Annotated in this window: 14 protein-coding genes and 1 tRNA gene; 10 read left to right on the forward strand and 5 right to left on the reverse strand. The window is 65.6% G+C overall.

What is annotated here, in order from left to right; genetic code table 11:
* Positions 1-86: 86 nt before the first annotated feature.
* From FAZ97_RS00190 to FAZ97_RS00215, 6 genes are all read left to right on the forward strand, one after another.
* Positions 87-162, forward strand: a tRNA-Phe gene (locus FAZ97_RS00190).
* A 256-nt stretch (positions 163-418) separates the two neighbouring features.
* Positions 419-1,150 (forward strand): 7-cyano-7-deazaguanine synthase QueC, encoded by a 732-nt coding sequence (gene queC, locus FAZ97_RS00195; protein ID WP_158756644.1) that lies wholly within the window; start codon positions 419-421, stop codon positions 1,148-1,150.
* A gap of 152 nt (positions 1,151-1,302) precedes the next feature.
* On the forward strand, positions 1,303-1,935 hold the full coding sequence (gene queE / locus FAZ97_RS00200) for a 7-carboxy-7-deazaguanine synthase (RefSeq protein ID WP_158756645.1): 633 nt from the start codon (positions 1,303-1,305) through the stop codon (positions 1,933-1,935).
* A 31-nt stretch (positions 1,936-1,966) separates the two neighbouring features.
* Positions 1,967-2,410, forward strand: a complete 444-nt coding sequence (gene queD / locus FAZ97_RS00205) for a 6-carboxytetrahydropterin synthase QueD (protein WP_110854557.1) — start codon at positions 1,967-1,969, stop codon at positions 2,408-2,410.
* Positions 2,411-2,659: 249 nt separating this feature from the next.
* Positions 2,660-3,442, forward strand: a complete 783-nt coding sequence (locus tag FAZ97_RS00210; RefSeq protein WP_158756646.1) for an HpcH/HpaI aldolase family protein — start codon at positions 2,660-2,662, stop codon at positions 3,440-3,442.
* 110 nt (positions 3,443-3,552) lie between these two features.
* Entirely contained in the window at positions 3,553-4,203 is a 651-nt protein-coding gene (locus FAZ97_RS00215; RefSeq protein WP_233271693.1) for a tetratricopeptide repeat protein, read from the forward strand.
* Positions 4,204-4,314: 111 nt separating this feature from the next.
* On the opposite strand, the gene rodA is transcribed toward FAZ97_RS00215, so the two are convergent.
* The 5 genes from rodA to FAZ97_RS00240 all read right to left on the reverse strand — a co-directional run bounded on the left by rodA (position 4,315) and on the right by FAZ97_RS00240 (position 10,925).
* The gene (rodA, locus tag FAZ97_RS00220) at positions 4,315-5,481 is read right to left on the reverse strand and encodes a rod shape-determining protein RodA (RefSeq protein ID WP_158756648.1); all 1,167 of its coding nucleotides are present in this window, start codon (positions 5,479-5,481) and stop codon (positions 4,315-4,317) included.
* A gap of 9 nt (positions 5,482-5,490) precedes the next feature.
* Entirely contained in the window at positions 5,491-7,959 is a 2,469-nt protein-coding gene (gene mrdA, locus FAZ97_RS00225; RefSeq protein WP_158756649.1) for a penicillin-binding protein 2, read from the reverse strand.
* A 100-nt stretch (positions 7,960-8,059) separates the two neighbouring features.
* Entirely contained in the window at positions 8,060-8,572 is a 513-nt protein-coding gene (gene mreD / locus FAZ97_RS00230) for a rod shape-determining protein MreD (protein ID WP_158756650.1), read from the reverse strand.
* Positions 8,572-9,690 (reverse strand): rod shape-determining protein MreC, encoded by a 1,119-nt coding sequence (mreC, locus tag FAZ97_RS00235; protein WP_158756651.1) that lies wholly within the window; start codon positions 9,688-9,690, stop codon positions 8,572-8,574. Before mreC ends, mreD begins: the two co-directional genes overlap by 1 nt.
* Before the next feature lie 191 nt (positions 9,691-9,881).
* Positions 9,882-10,925 carry a rod shape-determining protein gene (locus tag FAZ97_RS00240; RefSeq protein WP_004189550.1) on the reverse strand — a complete coding sequence of 348 codons (1,044 nt, stop codon included), beginning with the start codon at positions 10,923-10,925 and terminating at the stop codon, positions 9,882-9,884.
* A gap of 429 nt (positions 10,926-11,354) precedes the next feature.
* Here FAZ97_RS00240 and gatC point away from each other — a divergent pair, with 429 nt between their 5' ends.
* From gatC to FAZ97_RS00260, 4 genes are all read left to right on the forward strand, one after another.
* Positions 11,355-11,654 carry an Asp-tRNA(Asn)/Glu-tRNA(Gln) amidotransferase subunit GatC gene (gene gatC, locus FAZ97_RS00245; RefSeq protein WP_028203206.1) on the forward strand — a complete coding sequence of 100 codons (300 nt, stop codon included), beginning with the start codon at positions 11,355-11,357 and terminating at the stop codon, positions 11,652-11,654.
* A gap of 193 nt (positions 11,655-11,847) precedes the next feature.
* Positions 11,848-13,338 carry an Asp-tRNA(Asn)/Glu-tRNA(Gln) amidotransferase subunit GatA gene (gene gatA / locus FAZ97_RS00250; RefSeq protein ID WP_158756652.1) on the forward strand — a complete coding sequence of 497 codons (1,491 nt, stop codon included), beginning with the start codon at positions 11,848-11,850 and terminating at the stop codon, positions 13,336-13,338.
* A gap of 2 nt (positions 13,339-13,340) precedes the next feature.
* On the forward strand, positions 13,341-14,816 hold the full coding sequence (gene gatB / locus FAZ97_RS00255; protein WP_158756653.1) for an Asp-tRNA(Asn)/Glu-tRNA(Gln) amidotransferase subunit GatB: 1,476 nt from the start codon (positions 13,341-13,343) through the stop codon (positions 14,814-14,816).
* Between the two features lie 144 nt (positions 14,817-14,960).
* Positions 14,961-15,797, forward strand: coding sequence for a polyphosphate kinase 2 family protein (locus FAZ97_RS00260; RefSeq protein ID WP_158756654.1), 837 nt, complete (start codon positions 14,961-14,963; stop codon positions 15,795-15,797).
* Positions 15,798-15,801: the final 4 nt, after the last annotated feature.

A 15,801-nucleotide genomic window follows, 5' to 3' on the forward strand; every position in this document is an offset into this window, starting at 1 on the left:
AAGTGAGTGGCGCGGCCCGGCTCACGAATTTCGCGAAAGCCCCTTGGCAAAGAGCGTATTCCCCGCTATACTCTTCTTTCTTCGTTGGCCCGGTAGCTCAGTTGGTAGAGCAGCGGATTGAAAATCCGCGTGTCGATGGTTCGATTCCGTCCCAGGCCACCAGAATGCAGCCCCAGGAGATCGTTCGATTCCTGGGGCTTTTTCGTTGTGCGCGCGTTGGGCGCCTGGTCTTGCGGTTCGAATACCCGACGGCGATGGTATCCAGGATATAAGGGTGCGCCGATGCCCGTGCTGAGGCCCCGGCCTATACTGCATGAGCCGGTGCGGGGTTGTCCCTGCCGGTCCGCGCGGACGCATCGAGCAGCGCAGGCTCGCGACGAAAGCATTCGCGCGGAAACCTCATACACGGAGTTTCACGGTGACTCGAACTGAAGCCAAGGGCGCGCTCGTACTGTTTTCCGGCGGCCAGGATTCGGCCACGTGCCTCGCTTGGGCGCTCGACCGCTACGAGAGCGTCGAGACGCTCGGCTTCGATTACGGCCAGCGTCATCGCGTCGAACTGGAGTGCCGCGAAGGTTTTCGCGCGGCGATTGCCAGCACGTTCCCCGAGTGGGGTGAGCGTCTTGGCGACGATCACATGATCGATCTCTCGGTGCTCGGCTCGATCAGCGACACGGCCATGACGCGCGAGATCGAGATCGAAACGGCGGCGAGCGGCTTGCCGAACACCTTTGTGCCGGGCCGCAACCTGATGTTCATGCAGATTGCCGCGGCGATCGCTTATCGTCGCGGGCTCAAGGTGCTCGTGGGCGGCATGTGCGAAACCGACTTCTCGGGCTATCCCGACTGCCGCGACGACACCATGAAGGCGCTGCAGGTCACGCTCAATCTCGGCATGGACACGCGCTTCGTGCTGGAAACGCCGCTCATGTGGCTCGACAAGGCCGACACGTGGCGGCTCGCCGAAAAGCTGGGCGGCGAAGCGCTGGTGGACATGGTGCGCGTGGAAACGCACACCTGCTACGTGGGCGAGCGCGCCGAGCTTCACGCTTGGGGCTTCGGCTGCGGCGAGTGCCCGGCGTGCAAGCTGCGCAAGCGCGGGTATGAAGCGTATCTCGCTGGCGAGAACGTGACGGAAGCACCGGTCTGAGCGTAAGGCTCGGGCCGCGCACAGCGACTTTCGCAGTGAAAATGCTCAGGGCCGCGCACGGGCGGTGCGCCCTGCCAGCACGTTGAACATGCGCCCGAGACCAACCGGCTTTGCACGCGCGTTGCGCGTATGAGCCAGAACCAGGCTGCACGATGACTTACGCGGTAAAGGAAATTTTCTACACGTTGCAGGGCGAGGGCGCGAACGCCGGGCGTCCGGCCGTGTTCTGCCGGTTCGCCGGCTGCAATCTCTGGTCGGGCCGCGAGGAAGATCGCGCCGAGGCCGTGTGCCAGTTCTGCGACACCGACTTCGTCGGCACCGATGGCGAGAACGGCGGCAAATTCCGCACGCCTGAAGAGCTCGTCGCGAAGATCGCATCGCTGTGGCCCGAAGGCGAGGGCAACCGCTTCGTGGTCTGCACGGGCGGCGAGCCGATGCTGCAGATCGACCCGCCGTTCGTCGACGCACTGCACGCCGCCGGCTTCGAGATCGCGATCGAAACGAACGGCTCGCTGCCGGTGCTCGAAACCATCGACTGGATCTGCGTGAGCCCGAAGGCCGACGCGCCGCTCGTCGTCACGAAGGGCAACGAGCTGAAGGTCGTCGTGCCGCAGGAAAACCAGCGCCTCGCCGAGTACGCGAAGCTCGATTTCGAGTATTTTCTCGTGCAGCCCATGGACGGCCCGTCGCGCGACCTGAACACGAAGCTCGCGATCGACTGGTGCAAGCGCCATCCGCAGTGGCGCCTGTCGATGCAGACCCACAAATACCTGAACATTCCCTGATTCACGCGAATTTTTCTGAAGAAGCGCCGTGCTGACGATCACCCGAAAACTCGAATTCGACGCGGGCCACCGCATCCCTGACCACCGCAGCCAGTGCCGCAACCTGCACGGCCATCGCTACGTGCTCGAAATCACGCTGGAAGGCGACCTCGTCGAAACCGAAGGCGCGCCCGACCGCGGCATGGTGATGGACTTCGCCGACGTGAAGTCGCTCGCGAACCAGCATCTCGTCGATCTGTGGGATCACGCGTTCCTCGTGTTCTCGGGCGATACGCAGGTGCGCGGCTTTCTCGAAACGCTGCCGGGCCACAAGACGGTCGTGATCGACCGCATTCCGACCGTGGAGAACCTCGCGGCCATCGCGTTCGATATTCTCGCGAACGTGTACGACGCGCACTACGGCGTGAACCTGCGCCTGCACAAGCTGCGCCTGTACGAGACGCCGAACTGCTGGGCCGAAGTCACGCGCGACTGACGCCGGCGAGTTCCGCCTCGGCGGACTCACCCCGCCGTCTCACCCTCGCTCCGACGACCCGCGCAAGGCGGGTTTTCCGCGCCGTCGGGCAAGTTTTTGTCGCGGTATGATCGTTGCCGCAAGGCCTGCGCATCCCCGCGTGCGGCCCGACAAACACATAACGGAGCGAGACCTGCCGGCTGCTGCGCTGCCGGGCGAAACACCGCCCGCGACTCGCGCGCGCCCCGCAGCCTCGCCGGGAGCACGGCGATGAGTACCTTCACCAATCCCCTCAAGGAACGCCTCAAGGAGGCGGACCCGCTATTCGGCCTATGGCTTTCGATGGGCAGCGAAACCGCCGCCGAGGCGCTCGCGCACGCCGGTTTCGACTGGCTGCTGATCGATATGGAGCACACCCCGAACGACAGCGGCGACACCATCGCCCAACTGCGCGCCATTGCCGCCGCGCATATGCCCACCGAGCCCGTGGTGCGTGTGCCCGACAGCGAGCCGTGGCTCGTGAAGCACGTGCTCGACGCGGGCGCGCGCACGGTGATGTTCCCCAATGTGGCCTCGGCTGAAGAGGCTGCGCGCGCCGTGAGCCTCACGCAGTACCCCGATGCGAGCACGCCCGGCGGCCAGCGCGGCGTGGCAGGCGTAGTGCGCGCGGCGGCCTACGGCATGCGGCGCGACTACCTGCAGGGCGCGAACGCGCAGATCGCGACGATCGTGCAGATCGAGTCGGCGGCGGCGCTGGCCGAAGTCGAGAAGATTGCCAAGGTGCCGGGCGTCGACTGCCTGTTCGTGGGTCCTGCCGATCTGGCGGCGAGCCTTGGCCATCTCGGCGACTCGAAGCATCCCGACGTGCTCGCCGCCATGCGGCGCATCGTGGCCGCCGCACGCGACGCGGGGGTGGCTGCGGGCATTTTCGCGATGGACCCGGCTGGCGCGAAGCAGTATCGCGAGATGGGTTTCAGCTTCATCGCCCTTGCCGCCGACGTGATCTGGCTCGTGCGCGCGACGCGCCAGGCGCTCCAGGAGGCGAGATCATGAGGCGTCCGAAAGCGCTTTTTGAGCGCCTTCTTGCGCGGTTCCTTGCACTGCGGCTTGCACGAATGGCACGCGCGGTCGCCATCGGCTGTGTGGCTGGCGCGGCGCTCGGCATGAGCGGCTTCGCGGCAGCAGCCGACGGCGCAAGCGCCCCTCCTGGCGCCGAATCCGATCCGCAAACGGCCAACGCCGTTGCCGACTACAACGCGGGCAATCTGAGCGCGGCGCGCGCCGAGTTCCAGGCGGCGGCCGAGCGCGGCAACCGGCTGGCGGAGTTCAACTACGCGATGATGCTGGTGAACGGCGAAGGCGGGGCCGCCGACGTGGGCGAGGGCCGCAAGTGGCTGCGCAAGGCGGCGGACGCGAACATGTCGCACGCGCAGTACGTGTACGGCAAGATGTACGACGACGGCGACTTCGTCGAGCGCGATCCGGTCCAGGCGCACCAGTGGTTCCTCAAGGCGGCGAAGCAGGGCCACGTGCAGGCGGAGCTTGCGCTCGCGAATCAGTACCTGGACGGGCGCGGGACCACGCGCGACAACAAGCAGGCGTTCTACTGGTACAAGAAGGCCGCCGAGGGCGGCGACATGACGGCGCAATACGTGACCGGTTCGTTCTATGAGCGCGGCGGCGACGGCGTGCCGAAGAACCTCAACGTCGCGCGCGCGTACTATGCGGCGGCGGCGGCGCAGGGCGATCCCGTGGCGCGGCTGAAGTACCAGCAGTTGAGCGCGCAACTGATGAAGTCGGCGCCCGCGCAGTAAGTGCCACGCAGCTAGAGTCAGAAAAATCGCTGAAACGAAAACGCGCCGGACAATGGCGGCGCGCTTTTTCTTGTTGCATCGATCGAGCGGACATAACCGCTCGCCGTGCCTTCAACTCTGCATCAACCGCTTCTGGCGTCCCACGCTCATGATGAGCCCGATCGCCACACCGAGCGTGGTGAGCGCGGTGCCCCCATAGCTCATGAACGGCAGCGGCACGCCCACCACCGGCAGGATGCCGCTCACCATGCCGATGTTGACGAACGCGTAGGTGAAGAACGCCATCGTCAGCGATCCGGCCAGTAATCGCCCGAAGAGCGTTGCGCCATTCGCGGCGATATAGAGCCCGCGCGCGATCAGACACATATAGAGCGTGAGCAGCACGAGGCCGCCCGCCATGCCGAACTCCTCGGAAAACACCGCGAAGATGAAGTCGGTGTGCTTTTCGGGGATGAACTCCAGGTGCGACTGCGTACCCTTCAACCAGCCCTTGCCGAGCGGGCCGCCAGAACCAATCGCGATCACCGCCTGGATAGTGTGGAAGCCCTTGCCGAGCGGATCGGAGGTGGGATCGAGCAGCGTGCAGATGCGGTGCTTCTGGTAGTCGTGCATGAGCGGCCAGTTCACCTGCGGCTGGCAGATCTTGTCCTGGAACGCCGCGATAGAGGCCACCGCGATCACACCCGCGATTAGCACCGGCACGATCAGCTTGAACGAGAGCCCCGCGAAATAGATGACGAAGAGGCCCGACGCGAACACGAGCACGGCGGTGCCGAGATCGGGCTGCTTGGCGATCAGGCCGACCGGCACGAGCAAAATCACGAAGCCGACGACGAAGTCGTACCAGCGCATCACGCCTTCGCGGCGCTGGTAGTACCACGCGAGCATGAGCGGCGTGGCGATCTTGAGGATTTCCGAGGGCTGAATCACCACACCGACGTTGATCCAGCGCTTCGCGCCTTTGCGCGTGAGGCCGAATAGCGCCACGGCAATCAGTAACGCGATGCCGAACGTATAGATTGGCACGGCGAAGCGCATGAGCGTGTTGGGCGGCACATTGGCGAGCGCCCACATCAGCACGAAGGTGAGCATGATGTTGCGCAGCTGGTCTTCCACGCGGCCCGGCACGTCGAGGCTCGCGCTGTACAGCGTGACGATGCCCACGCACAGCAGCAGGAACACGGTGAGCGCGAGCGGGCGGTCGAAGCCGAGGAACATCTTGCGCAGCGTGTCGAGCACGGCGCGCTTGTCGATCTTGTCGAGCTGGAAGAAAGGCATGGTGACTCCTTACTCGTCGATGCCGCCCGTTGCGGGCTTGGGCGGCGGTGCGAGCGTGGCCGCGTCGCTTGCGCTGGCGGGGCGCCGCGGGCGATGAGGGCCAGGGCCGAAGTGGCGGGGCACGGAGGCGGGCGCGGGGCGGGCGGCGGCCGTGTCGGGCGTGCCGTTCGCGCCGGCGGTGCCGCCGTTCACGGCATCGGTTGCGGCGCTCGCATCGGGACTAACGTTCTGGCCGGGCTTGCGCGTCCTGGCCGCTGCGCTGCTGGCGGGCATCGGCCGCGCCGCTGCGCCGGAGGCCGAAGCCGGACCCGCCGCGGCCGCGCCCGAGGCCGCCGCAGCAGCAGCCGAAGCCGATTCGGCTGCAGATGCCGCGCCGGGAATCGGCAGCGCCGTGAAGCCGGCGGCGACCCTCACAGGTTGTGCGACGGGCGTCGTGGGCGTCGCGGGCGTGCCCGAAGCCGCGCCGGCCGCTGCACCGGATGCCGCACCAGACGCCGCTTCGGGCGGCGCGCCGATCACGGGCGCGGACGCATCCTCCGTGGCCGAAGCCGCCGCGGCCACGGCCGCCTGCTGGACGCCCGGCTTCAGGCGGTCGACGAGGTAATAGTCGAGCACGCGGCGCGCAATCGGGCCTGCTGCCTGTGCGCCCCAGCCACCGTTTTCGACGATCAGCGCGAGCGCAATCTGCGGCTTTTCGGCCGGCGCGAACGCGATGAAGAGCGCGTGGTCGCGCAGATTTTCGGCGAGCGCATGCGCCTTGTACTTGCCGCCTTGCAGCGAGAACACCTGCGCCGTGCCGGTCTTGCCCGCCGACGTGTAGGGCGCGTTGCGGAAGACCTGGAACGCGGTGCCCGACTGATTCATCGTCACGTTTTCCATGCCGCGCTTCACCACATCGATATCGGCTTGGCTCACGTTCAGACGGCCGCTTTCGCTCGGCACCGTGAGGCGCTCCTGCTTCGTGATCGGATTCTCGATCTCCTTCACGAGGTGGGGCTTCATGAGCACGCCGTTGTCGGCGAGCGTGGCCGTGGCGTGCGCGAGCTGCAGGATCGTGAACGAGTTGTAGCCCTGACCGATACCCAGGCTGATCGTCTCGCCCTCGTACCACCTCTGCTGCTCGGGCTTGCGGTACGCCTTGCGCTTCCATTCGGTGGAGGGCAGGATGCCGCGCGCCTCGCCCGAGATATCGATGCCGGTGAGCTGGCCGAAGCCGAGCGGCTTCATGAAGTTCGCGATGTTATCCACGCCCAGGTCGTGCGCGAGCATGAAGAAGTAGGTGTCGTTCGACACCATGATCGCGCGGTTCATGTCGACCCAGCCCTGGCCGGAGCGCACGTCGTTGTTGAAGCGGTGGCCGCCGAACATGTAGTAGCCGGGGTCCGAGAAGCCCCACTGCGGCGTGCGTTTGTGCAGCGTGAGCGCGGCGAGCGCCATGAACGGCTTATAGGTCGAACCCGGCGGATAGGTGCCGTGCAGCGGGCGGTTCAGCAGCGGGTGATCGGGCGAGTTGTTGAGTTCGTCCCAGGTCTGCTGGTCGATGCCGTCCACGAACGAATTCGGGTCGAAGCTCGGCGCGGAGACGAACGCGAGAATGTCGCCCGTGGAAGGCTCGATCGCGACGAGTGCGCCGCGCTTGCCCGCGAAAGCCTGCTCCGCCACCTGCTGCAGACCGATGTCGATCGAGAGCACGAGGTTGTTGCCAGGCGTCGCCTGGGTGCGCGAGAGCGTGCGCACGGGGCGGCCGCCCGCCGTCACTTCCACTTCCTCGAAGCCCGTCAGGCCATGCAGCTCGGTCTCGTAGCTCTGCTCGACGCCGATCTTGCCGATGTAGTCGGTGCCGTTGTAGTTGTTTGCATCGAGACGCGGATCGTAGTGCTCCTGATCGTTGTCGTTCTGGTCGCTGGCGTCGTCGATGCGCTCCTGGTCGCGCTGCGAAATACGGCCGATATAGCCAATCACGTGCGCGGCCGTCGGACCGAGCGGGTACTGGCGGAACAGGCGCGCGCGCACTTCCACGCCGGGGAAGCGGAAGCGCTGGGCGGTGAAACGCGCGACTTCGTCGTCGGTCAGGCGCGTGCGGATCGGCAGGCTCTCGAAGTTCTTCGAGTCTTCGAGCAGCTTCTTGAAGCGGCGGCGGTCGCGCGCGTCGATCGGGATCACGGTCGAAAGCTGGTCGATCGTGTCGTCGAGCGTGTCGGTGAGCTTCGAGGGCGTGATTTCGAGCGTGTACGCGGAGTAGTTCTTCGCGAGCACGACGCCGTTGCGGTCCGTAATGATGCCGCGGTTCGGCACGATCGGCGCGACGGAAATGCGGTTTTCGTCCGCCTGCAGCGAGTATTTGCTGTGGTTCCAGACCTGCAGATAGAGGAAGCGGAACGCGATCAGCCCGAAGCAGACGAACACGAACAGCCCCGCCGCCGCGACGCGCAGGCGGAACTTCGTGAGCTGCTGCTGGGTGTCCTTGAATTCGGTCATGCTGTCAGACCCAGGCCCCGCTGTTCCAGGCATGAGGAACTTCGGGCCGGGGTGCGTAAGAGGTAGTCAAGCGAGTCTTCCAGCGGCGAGTGCGCGCCGCTCAAATGGGCCGGGTGTCGTCGGGATCGACGGGGCGGCGCTGCGGCAGGAGCAGCAGCACGCTCGCGAACGGCCAGAGGATGGCCTCGACGAAGCCGCTGATGAGGTAACCCCAGCCGGGAAACGAAGCGCCCATCAGCAGGCGGATCACGAACGGCACGACTTGCGCGCCGACCAGCATGGGCGTAACGGCGAACATCTGCAGGCCGATCGACATCCACAGCACGCGGCGGTGAATGGTAATCGCGCCGTACGAAAGCAGCGTGTACGCGAGCGCGTGCTCACCCAGCAGGTTCGCGTTGTGGACGTCCATGAGGAGCCCCAGGAAAAACGCGACGCCCATGCCGACCTTGCGCGGCTGGTGAATGTTCCAGAACAGCAGCACGAGCGCGACGAAATCCGGCACGCCGGGCACCTTGCCCCAGGGCAGCAGGTTCAGCAGGAACGCCGCCGCCAGGCTGAAAACGATGAAGTACGGATTGACCGGCTGGAGAATGTATTGCGGACGCGGCATCAATGGCCCCCTTGCTCAACGGCCTTCGCTGCCTCTTCCCGCAGGCTCTCCTTGGCCCTTTTTTCGGGCTGTTTTTTGTCCGTCGGCTTTTTGTCGGCGGCGGGCGCGTTTGCCGCGGGTTTTGCCTGCTGTGCGGGGGCCGCCGGCGCTGCGGCGGGCTTCGCCTTCGCGTCGTCGGCTTTCTTGTCGGCCTTCTTGTCCGCGGCCTTGGCGGCCTTCTTCTTTGCGTCCTTCGCCTCGGCGGCTGCCGCGGCTTCTTCGGCGACGATCGGGTTGGGCGGCACTTGCGGGACATAGTGCAGCACGAGCACCTGACGCGCCCCGCGCACCGCAGCGAGCGGCAGGCAGACCACGCGTGCGAATGCCGTATCGGCCTGCTTGTCCACGCGCAATACCTTCGCGACCGGCAGCCCTTGCGGATACACGCCGTCGAGCCCGCTCGTCACCAGTTCGTCGCCCACTTGCAGATCGGCGCTGATCGGCACGAAGCGCAGATCGAGCAGGTCGCCCTTCGCCGTGCCGTAGATCACGCTGCGCAGGCCCGTGCGCACGACTTCGACCGGCACGGCCTGGTCTTTGTCGGTGACGAGCGTGACTTCGGACTGCATGGGGAATACGCGCGTGACCTGGCCGATCACGCCGTCCTCGCTCAATACCGGCGAGCCGTTCTGAATACCCTGCTGCGAACCGCCGCCGATCACGACCTTCTGCGTGAACGGGTCGCGCGTGTCGTACTGGATGTCGGCGGGCGTGGTTTGCGCGCCGATGCGCTGCGAGAGCTGCAGCAGCGCACGCAGGTGCGCGTTTTCGGCTGCGAGCGAAGCGGCCGCGTTGGCCTGCTGCGAAAGCTGGAGATTGCGGGCGTGCAGCTGCGTGTTTTCGGTACGCAGCGAGGAGCTCGTCACGGCCAGATCGGCGGCGCCCATAAAGAAGTCGCGCGGCACGAGGGCCGCGCGTTGCAGCGGGTACAGGCCCGCGCCGAGCACGCCGCGCACGATCTCGAGCGTCTTGAAGCGCGCGTCGGAGACGAGGAGCGCGAGCGACAGCACGACGAAGAAGATCAGCCGTGCGAGTGCCGATGGGCCCTGTTTAAAGAGGGGCGGCGGACTGTATTCCATGGTCGGCGCCGGGGGCGTGTGCGGTTCGGTGAAACAGAGGGGGTAACGGAGGGCACCACGAAGCGTGAAACTTCGGCGCCCCGAAGGCTGCCCCGTTGCGGGCGCCGTGGCGGCGCGCGTGCCGCCACGCCACTAGTGGCGCGGCGACGCCTAAACCGCGCCGAGGGCGAGCGCAGCGGTGCGCGGCGCGCTTACTCGTACGAGAAGATGCTGCCAAGCTTGTCCATGCGCTCGAGCGCCATGCCCGAGCCGCGCACCACACAGGTGAGCGGGTCTTCGGCCACGAGCACCGGCAGACCGGTTTCTTCGGCGAGCAGGCGGTCCAGGTCGCGCAGCAGCGCGCCGCCGCCCGTGAGCATCATGCCGCGCTCGGCGATGTCGGCGCCCAGTTCCGGCGGCGTTTGTTCGAGCGCGATCTTCACCGACGAGACGATCTGGTTCAGCGGGTCGGTGAGCGCTTCGAGAATTTCGTTGCTCGAAATCGTGAAGCTGCGCGGAATGCCTTCCGACAGGTTGCGGCCCTTCACTTCCATTTCCTTGACTTCGGAACCCGGGAAGGCCGAACCGATTTCCTTCTTGATGGCTTCGGCGGTTTGTTCGCCGATCAGCATGCCGTAGTTGCGGCGGATGTAGTTGACGATCGCTTCGTCGAACTTGTCGCCGCCCACGCGCACCGAGCCCTTGTACACGATGCCGCCGAGCGAGATCACGCCCACTTCGGTCGTGCCGCCGCCGATGTCGACGACCATCGAGCCCGTGGCTTCCGAAACCGGCAGGCCCGCGCCGATCGCGGCGGCCATCGGCTCTTCGATGAGGTAGACCTGCGAGGCGCCCGCGCCGTGCGCGGCTTCCTTGATCGCGCGGCGCTCGACCTGGGTCGAACCGCACGGCACGCAGATGATGATGCGCGGCGACGGCGAGAACATGCGCGACTCGTGCGCCGTCTTGATGAACTGCTTGATCATCTGCTCGGTGACGGTGAAGTCGGCGATCACGCCGTCCTTCATCGGGCGGATGGCTTCGATGTTGCCCGGGACCTTGCCGAGCATCTGCTTGGCTTCCTTGCCGACTGCCTGAATCGTCTTTTTGCCGTTCGGGCCGCCTTCCTGGCGAATGGAGACGACCGAGGGTTCGTCGAGGACGATGCCCTTGCCGCGCATGTAGATCAGGGTGTTGGCGGTGCCGAGGTCGATCGCCAGGTCGTTGGAGAAGTAGCTACGCAGAAAACCGAACATTCAAAAATCCTGTCTCGCTTGTGGCCGACCTTCCAGCTTCGTGGGCGAGGGCGGCAGCGGATAAATTAACAGCCTCAGGGCGTCGTGCTCCGCCACGAGAGCACTCCGAATCGCTGCGGAGGGCGTCGCAAGGGGCGCCACGAGGGGCCTGAAACTGCGGGGATGGTTACCGGAGGCAGCCTGGCTGCGCCGCCCGTTTGATCTTGTCTGGCCGCATTGCGCTGCGAACAGAACTGAAAGGCGGATGCAAGGCGGTCCGGGTTTGGGTCGAACGCGTAATGATACCTTATAATTTTGCCTGTTTTGCAGGATCCGGAAGGCAGTTTTTGACCTCATCGAAGCTTTCCTCCACAACCGGATCCGGCGCGATAAACCGCTGTTGCAGCACCGAATTTCCGCACTGCCGCAGCTTCTTTTTCCGGTGACCGCATGGCCCTGACCCTGAACGATGTGAAGCGCATCGCGCATCTTGCGCGCCTCGAACTGGCCGACGCCGAAGCCGGCAATACGCTCGAACGCCTGAACGACTTCTTTGGCCTCGTCGAGCAGATGCAGGCCGTGGACACGACTGGCATTGCGCCGCTCGCCCACCCGATCGAGCAGATCGAGGATGTCGCGCTGCGCCTGCGCGAGGACGCCGTGACCGAAATCGTCGACCGCGAAGCGCTGCAACGTCCCGCGCCCGCGGTGCAGGACGGACTTTACCTCGTACCGCGCGTGATTGAGTAAACGCGCAGCATTTTTTCGCCATTTTCGAAACCTTTCGAGTTGTCGGAACTGTTCGAAAAGGCACGGACTCCCGAGTTTTCCCGGGTTTTCCGAGAAGCGGCCCATACGTTTGTCAACGTCTGTCGAGCTGCTTGTCGGACGGCGCAACGATCTGATTTCGACCACGCCGTGACGTTCTTCCAGGAATCACGCAATGCATGACAAAAGCTTGACCGAACTGCGCGCCGCGCTGGCTGCGAAGGAGTGCTCCGCAGTCGAGCTGGCCCAGCATTTTCTGGGCCGGATTGAGGCACATCAAGACCTGAACGCTTTCGTCGACGTCAATCCCGAATTGACGCTCGCCCAGGCCAGGTCCGCCGACGCGCTCCTGCACTCGGGCCACGCGGGCCCGCTCGCGGGCATTCCGCTCGCGCACAAGGACGTGTTTGTCACGCGCGGCTGGCGCTCGACCGCAGGCTCGAAGATGCTTGCCAACTATGTGAGCCCGTACGATGCGACCGTGGTCGAGCGGCTCGAGCGCGCGGGCATGGTCTGCCTCGGCAAGACCAACATGGACGAATTCGCGATGGGCTCGTCCAACGAGAACTCGCATTTCGGCGCCGTGAAGAACCCGTGGGACACGAAGGCCGTGCCGGGCGGCTCGTCGGGCGGCTCCGCCGCGGCCGTCGCCGCGCGCCTCGCGCCCGCGGCCACCGGCACCGACACGGGCGGCTCGATTCGCCAGCCGGCGTCGTTCACGGGCGTGACCGGCATCAAGCCCACGTACGGCCGCGTGTCGCGCTACGGCATGATCGCGTTCGCCTCGTCGCTCGACCAGGGCGGCCCGTTCGCGCAGAACGCCACCGATTGCGCGCTGCTCCTGAACGCCATGGGCGGTTTCGACGAGCGCGACTCGACGAGCCTCACGCACGAGCACGAGGACTACACGCGCTTCATCGGCCAGACGTGGAGCGCTAACGCCAGCGCCGACAAGCCGCTCGCGGGCCTGCGCATCGGCCTGCCGAAGGAATACTTCGGCGCGGGTCTCGCCGACGACGTGCGCGCGGCCATCGACGCGGCGCTCAAGACGTACGAGTCGCTCGGCGCCACGCTCGTGGAAGTCACGCTGCCGAAGACCGAGCTGTCGATTCCCGTGTACTACGTGATCGCCCCGGCGGAAGCGTCGTCGAACCTCTCGCGTTTCGACGGCGTACGCTTCGGGCACCGTGCGGCCGAATACCGCGATCTGCTCGACATGTACAAGAAGTCGCGCGCCGAGGGCTTCGGCCCTGAGGTGAAACGCCGCATCCTGGTGGGCACCTACGTGCTTTCGCACGGCTACTACGACGCGTACTACCTGCAGGCGCAGAAGATCCGCCGCATCATTGCGCAGGATTTCCAGGAAGCGTTCAAGCAGTGCGACGTGATCATGGGCCCGGTGGCCCCGAGCGTCGCATGGGATCTGGGCGCGAAGGGCGACGATCCGCTGCAGATGTACCTCGCGGACATCTACACGCTTTCCACGAGCCTCGCGGGCCTGCCCGGCATGAGCGTGCCGTGCGGCTTCGGCGCGGGTGCGAACGCGCAGCGACCCGTCGGTCTGCAGATCGTCGGCAACTATTTCAACGAGGCCCGCATGCTGCAGGTCGCCGACGCTTTCCAGCGCGCGACCGACTGGCATCGCAAGGCGCCGGCAGGGGTGTGAACATGGCAACACAGTGGGAAGTCGTTATCGGTCTCGAAACGCACGCGCAATTGTCGACGGCGTCGAAGATCTTCTCGGGCGCGTCGACGCAGTTCGGCGCCGCGCCCAACACGCAGGCCTGCCCCGTCGATCTCGCGCTGCCGGGCGTGCTGCCGGTGATGAACCGCGGCGCCGTCGAGCGCGCGATCCAGTTCGGCCTCGCGATCGGCTCGACGATCGCGCCGCGCAGCATTTTCGCGCGCAAGAACTACTTCTACCCGGATCTGCCGAAGGGCTATCAGATCAGCCAGTACGAGATTCCGGTCGTGCAGGGCGGGAGCATCACGATCCAGGTGCCGGCCAACGAAAAAGCCGGTACGGAGGCGTACGAGAAGACCGTCAATCTCACGCGCGCTCACCTGGAAGAGGACGCAGGCAAGTCGCTGCACGAAGACTTCGCGGGCATGACGGGCATCGACCTGAACCGCGCGGGCACGCCGCTGCTCGAAATCGTTACGGAACCCGAAATGCGCAGCGCGGCGGAAGCCGTGGCCTACGCGAAGTCGCTGCACACGCTCGTCGTGTGGCTCGGGATTTGCGACGGCAACATGCAGGAAGGCTCGTTCCGTTGCGATGCGAACGTTTCCGTGCGCCCGGTCGGCCAGAAGGAATTCGGCACGCGCGCCGAGATCAAGAACCTGAACTCGTTCCGCTTCCTCGAAGAAGCAATCCAGTACGAAGTGCGCCGCCAGATCGAGCTGATCGAAGACGGCGGCACGGTGGTGCAGGAAACGCGCCTCTACGATCCGGACAAGCGCGAGACGCGTTCGATGCGCAGCAAGGAAGACGCGCACGATTACCGCTATTTCCCCGACCCCGACCTCATGCCGCTCGTGATCGACGCAGCGTGGGTCGAGCGCGTGAAGGGCGAGATGCCCGAACTGCCCGCGACGATGCAAACGCGCTTCGTCGAACAGTACGGCGTGACGCCGTATGACGCGAACGTGCTCACGTCGAGCAAGGCGATGGCAGCGTATTTCGAAGCCGTCGTCGCGAAGGCCGGCGCCGCTCAGGCCAAGGCCGCCGCGAACTGGCTGATGGGCGAAGTCTCGTCGCAGCTGAACCGCGAAGGCCTCGACATCGAAGCCTCGCCGGTCTCCGCCGCGCAGTTCGCCGTGCTGCTCGCACGCATTGCCGACGGCACGATCTCGAACAAGATCGCCAAGGAAGTGTTCCAGGCGATGTGGGACGAGAAGGCAGCGGACGAAGGCGCCGCCGACCGCATCATCGAAGCGAAGGGTCTCAAGCAGATTTCGGATACCGGCGCGCTCGAAGCGATCATCGACGAGGTGCTCGCGGCGAACCAGAAGTCGGTGGAAGAATTCCGCGCCGGCAAGGAAAAGGCGTTCAACGCGCTGATCGGCCAGGCCATGAAGGCCACGAAGGGCAAGGCGAATCCGCAGCAGGTCAACGAACTGCTGAAGAAGAAGCTGGGCTGAGTTCGGGTGCGGCCCGCCTGATTCGGGCATGCTTGCAAGGCGGCGTCGTGCGTAGCAGTGCGGCGCCGCCTTGCCGCTTCAGGCGAGCGCAACGGCGCGCGCCTGCTTTGCCATCTGTATTCACGAGAGAGAGGAGAAGAACGCATGTCCAAGGTCCCGAGTCTCGACGATTACCGCGTACCGTACTTCAGCGACAAGAAGGCGCAGGCGTTCTCGCTCAGCGCGCTTGCGCCCGCCGCGAAGCCGTTTTCAAGCGGCAGCAAGGACGGCGACCGCGACCGTCTCTCTGAAATCGGCCAGAAGCTCGACGTGCTGCAGGAGCGTCTGCACGCGCAGCGTCACCAGCGCGTGCTGCTCGTGCTGCAAGGCATGGACACGAGCGGCAAGGACGGCACGATACGCGGCGTATTCCGCGAGGTCGACCCGCTCGGCCTGCGCATCGTGCCGTTTCGCGCGCCCACACCCATCGAGGCCGCGCACGACTTTCTCTGGCGGGTGCACCTGCAGGTGCCGGGGGCGGGCGAACTGGCCATCTTCAACCGCAGCCACTACGAAGATGTGCTCGTGCCGCGCGTGACCGGCCAGATCGACTCGGCCGAATGCGAACGCCGTTACCGCCAGATCCGCGATTTCGAGGCGCTGCTGGCCGAGAGCGGCACCTCGATCATCAAGTGCATGCTGCACATCTCGAAGGACGAGCAGAAGAGCCGCATCCAGGCGCGGATCGACGATCCGACCAAGCACTGGAAGTTCGACGTATCGGACCTCGAAGCGCGCAAGCACTGGGACGCCTATCAGGCCTCGTACCAGGACGCGCTCGCGGCGACCTCCACGGAATACGCGCCGTGGTATGTGATTCCCGCCGATTCGAAGACGCATCGCAACGTCATGGTGGGCGAGTTGCTGCTGCGCCTGATGGAAAGCCTGAAGCTCGAATTCCCGCCGGCCAAGGCCGAACTCAAGGGTCTCAAGATCGACTGAGACC

Source organism: Paraburkholderia acidiphila, assembly GCF_009789655.1.
Lineage (GTDB): Bacteria > Pseudomonadota > Gammaproteobacteria > Burkholderiales > Burkholderiaceae > Paraburkholderia > Paraburkholderia acidiphila.

Bases quoted from the DNA above. Each gene is read 5' to 3' on its own strand.
- rodA (WP_158756648.1), bottom strand. From the start codon at position 5,481: ATGCCTTTCTTCCAGCTCGACAAGATCGACAAGCGCGCCGTGCTCGAC.
- FAZ97_RS00260 (WP_158756654.1), top strand. From the start codon at position 14,961: ATGTCCAAGGTCCCGAGTCTCGACGATTACCGCGTACCGTACTTCAGC.
- gatC (WP_028203206.1), top strand. From the start codon at position 11,355: ATGGCCCTGACCCTGAACGATGTGAAGCGCATCGCGCATCTTGCGCGC.
- gatB (WP_158756653.1), top strand. From the start codon at position 13,341: ATGGCAACACAGTGGGAAGTCGTTATCGGTCTCGAAACGCACGCGCAA.
- FAZ97_RS00240 (WP_004189550.1), bottom strand. From the start codon at position 10,925: ATGTTCGGTTTTCTGCGTAGCTACTTCTCCAACGACCTGGCGATCGAC.
- mreC (WP_158756651.1), bottom strand. From the start codon at position 9,690: ATGGAATACAGTCCGCCGCCCCTCTTTAAACAGGGCCCATCGGCACTC.
- mreD (WP_158756650.1), bottom strand. From the start codon at position 8,572: ATGCCGCGTCCGCAATACATTCTCCAGCCGGTCAATCCGTACTTCATC.
- queE (WP_158756645.1), top strand. From the start codon at position 1,303: ATGACTTACGCGGTAAAGGAAATTTTCTACACGTTGCAGGGCGAGGGC.
- mrdA (WP_158756649.1), bottom strand. From the start codon at position 7,959: ATGACCGAATTCAAGGACACCCAGCAGCAGCTCACGAAGTTCCGCCTG.
- FAZ97_RS00210 (WP_158756646.1), top strand. From the start codon at position 2,660: ATGAGTACCTTCACCAATCCCCTCAAGGAACGCCTCAAGGAGGCGGAC.
- gatA (WP_158756652.1), top strand. From the start codon at position 11,848: ATGCATGACAAAAGCTTGACCGAACTGCGCGCCGCGCTGGCTGCGAAG.
- FAZ97_RS00215 (WP_233271693.1), top strand. From the start codon at position 3,553: ATGAGCGGCTTCGCGGCAGCAGCCGACGGCGCAAGCGCCCCTCCTGGC.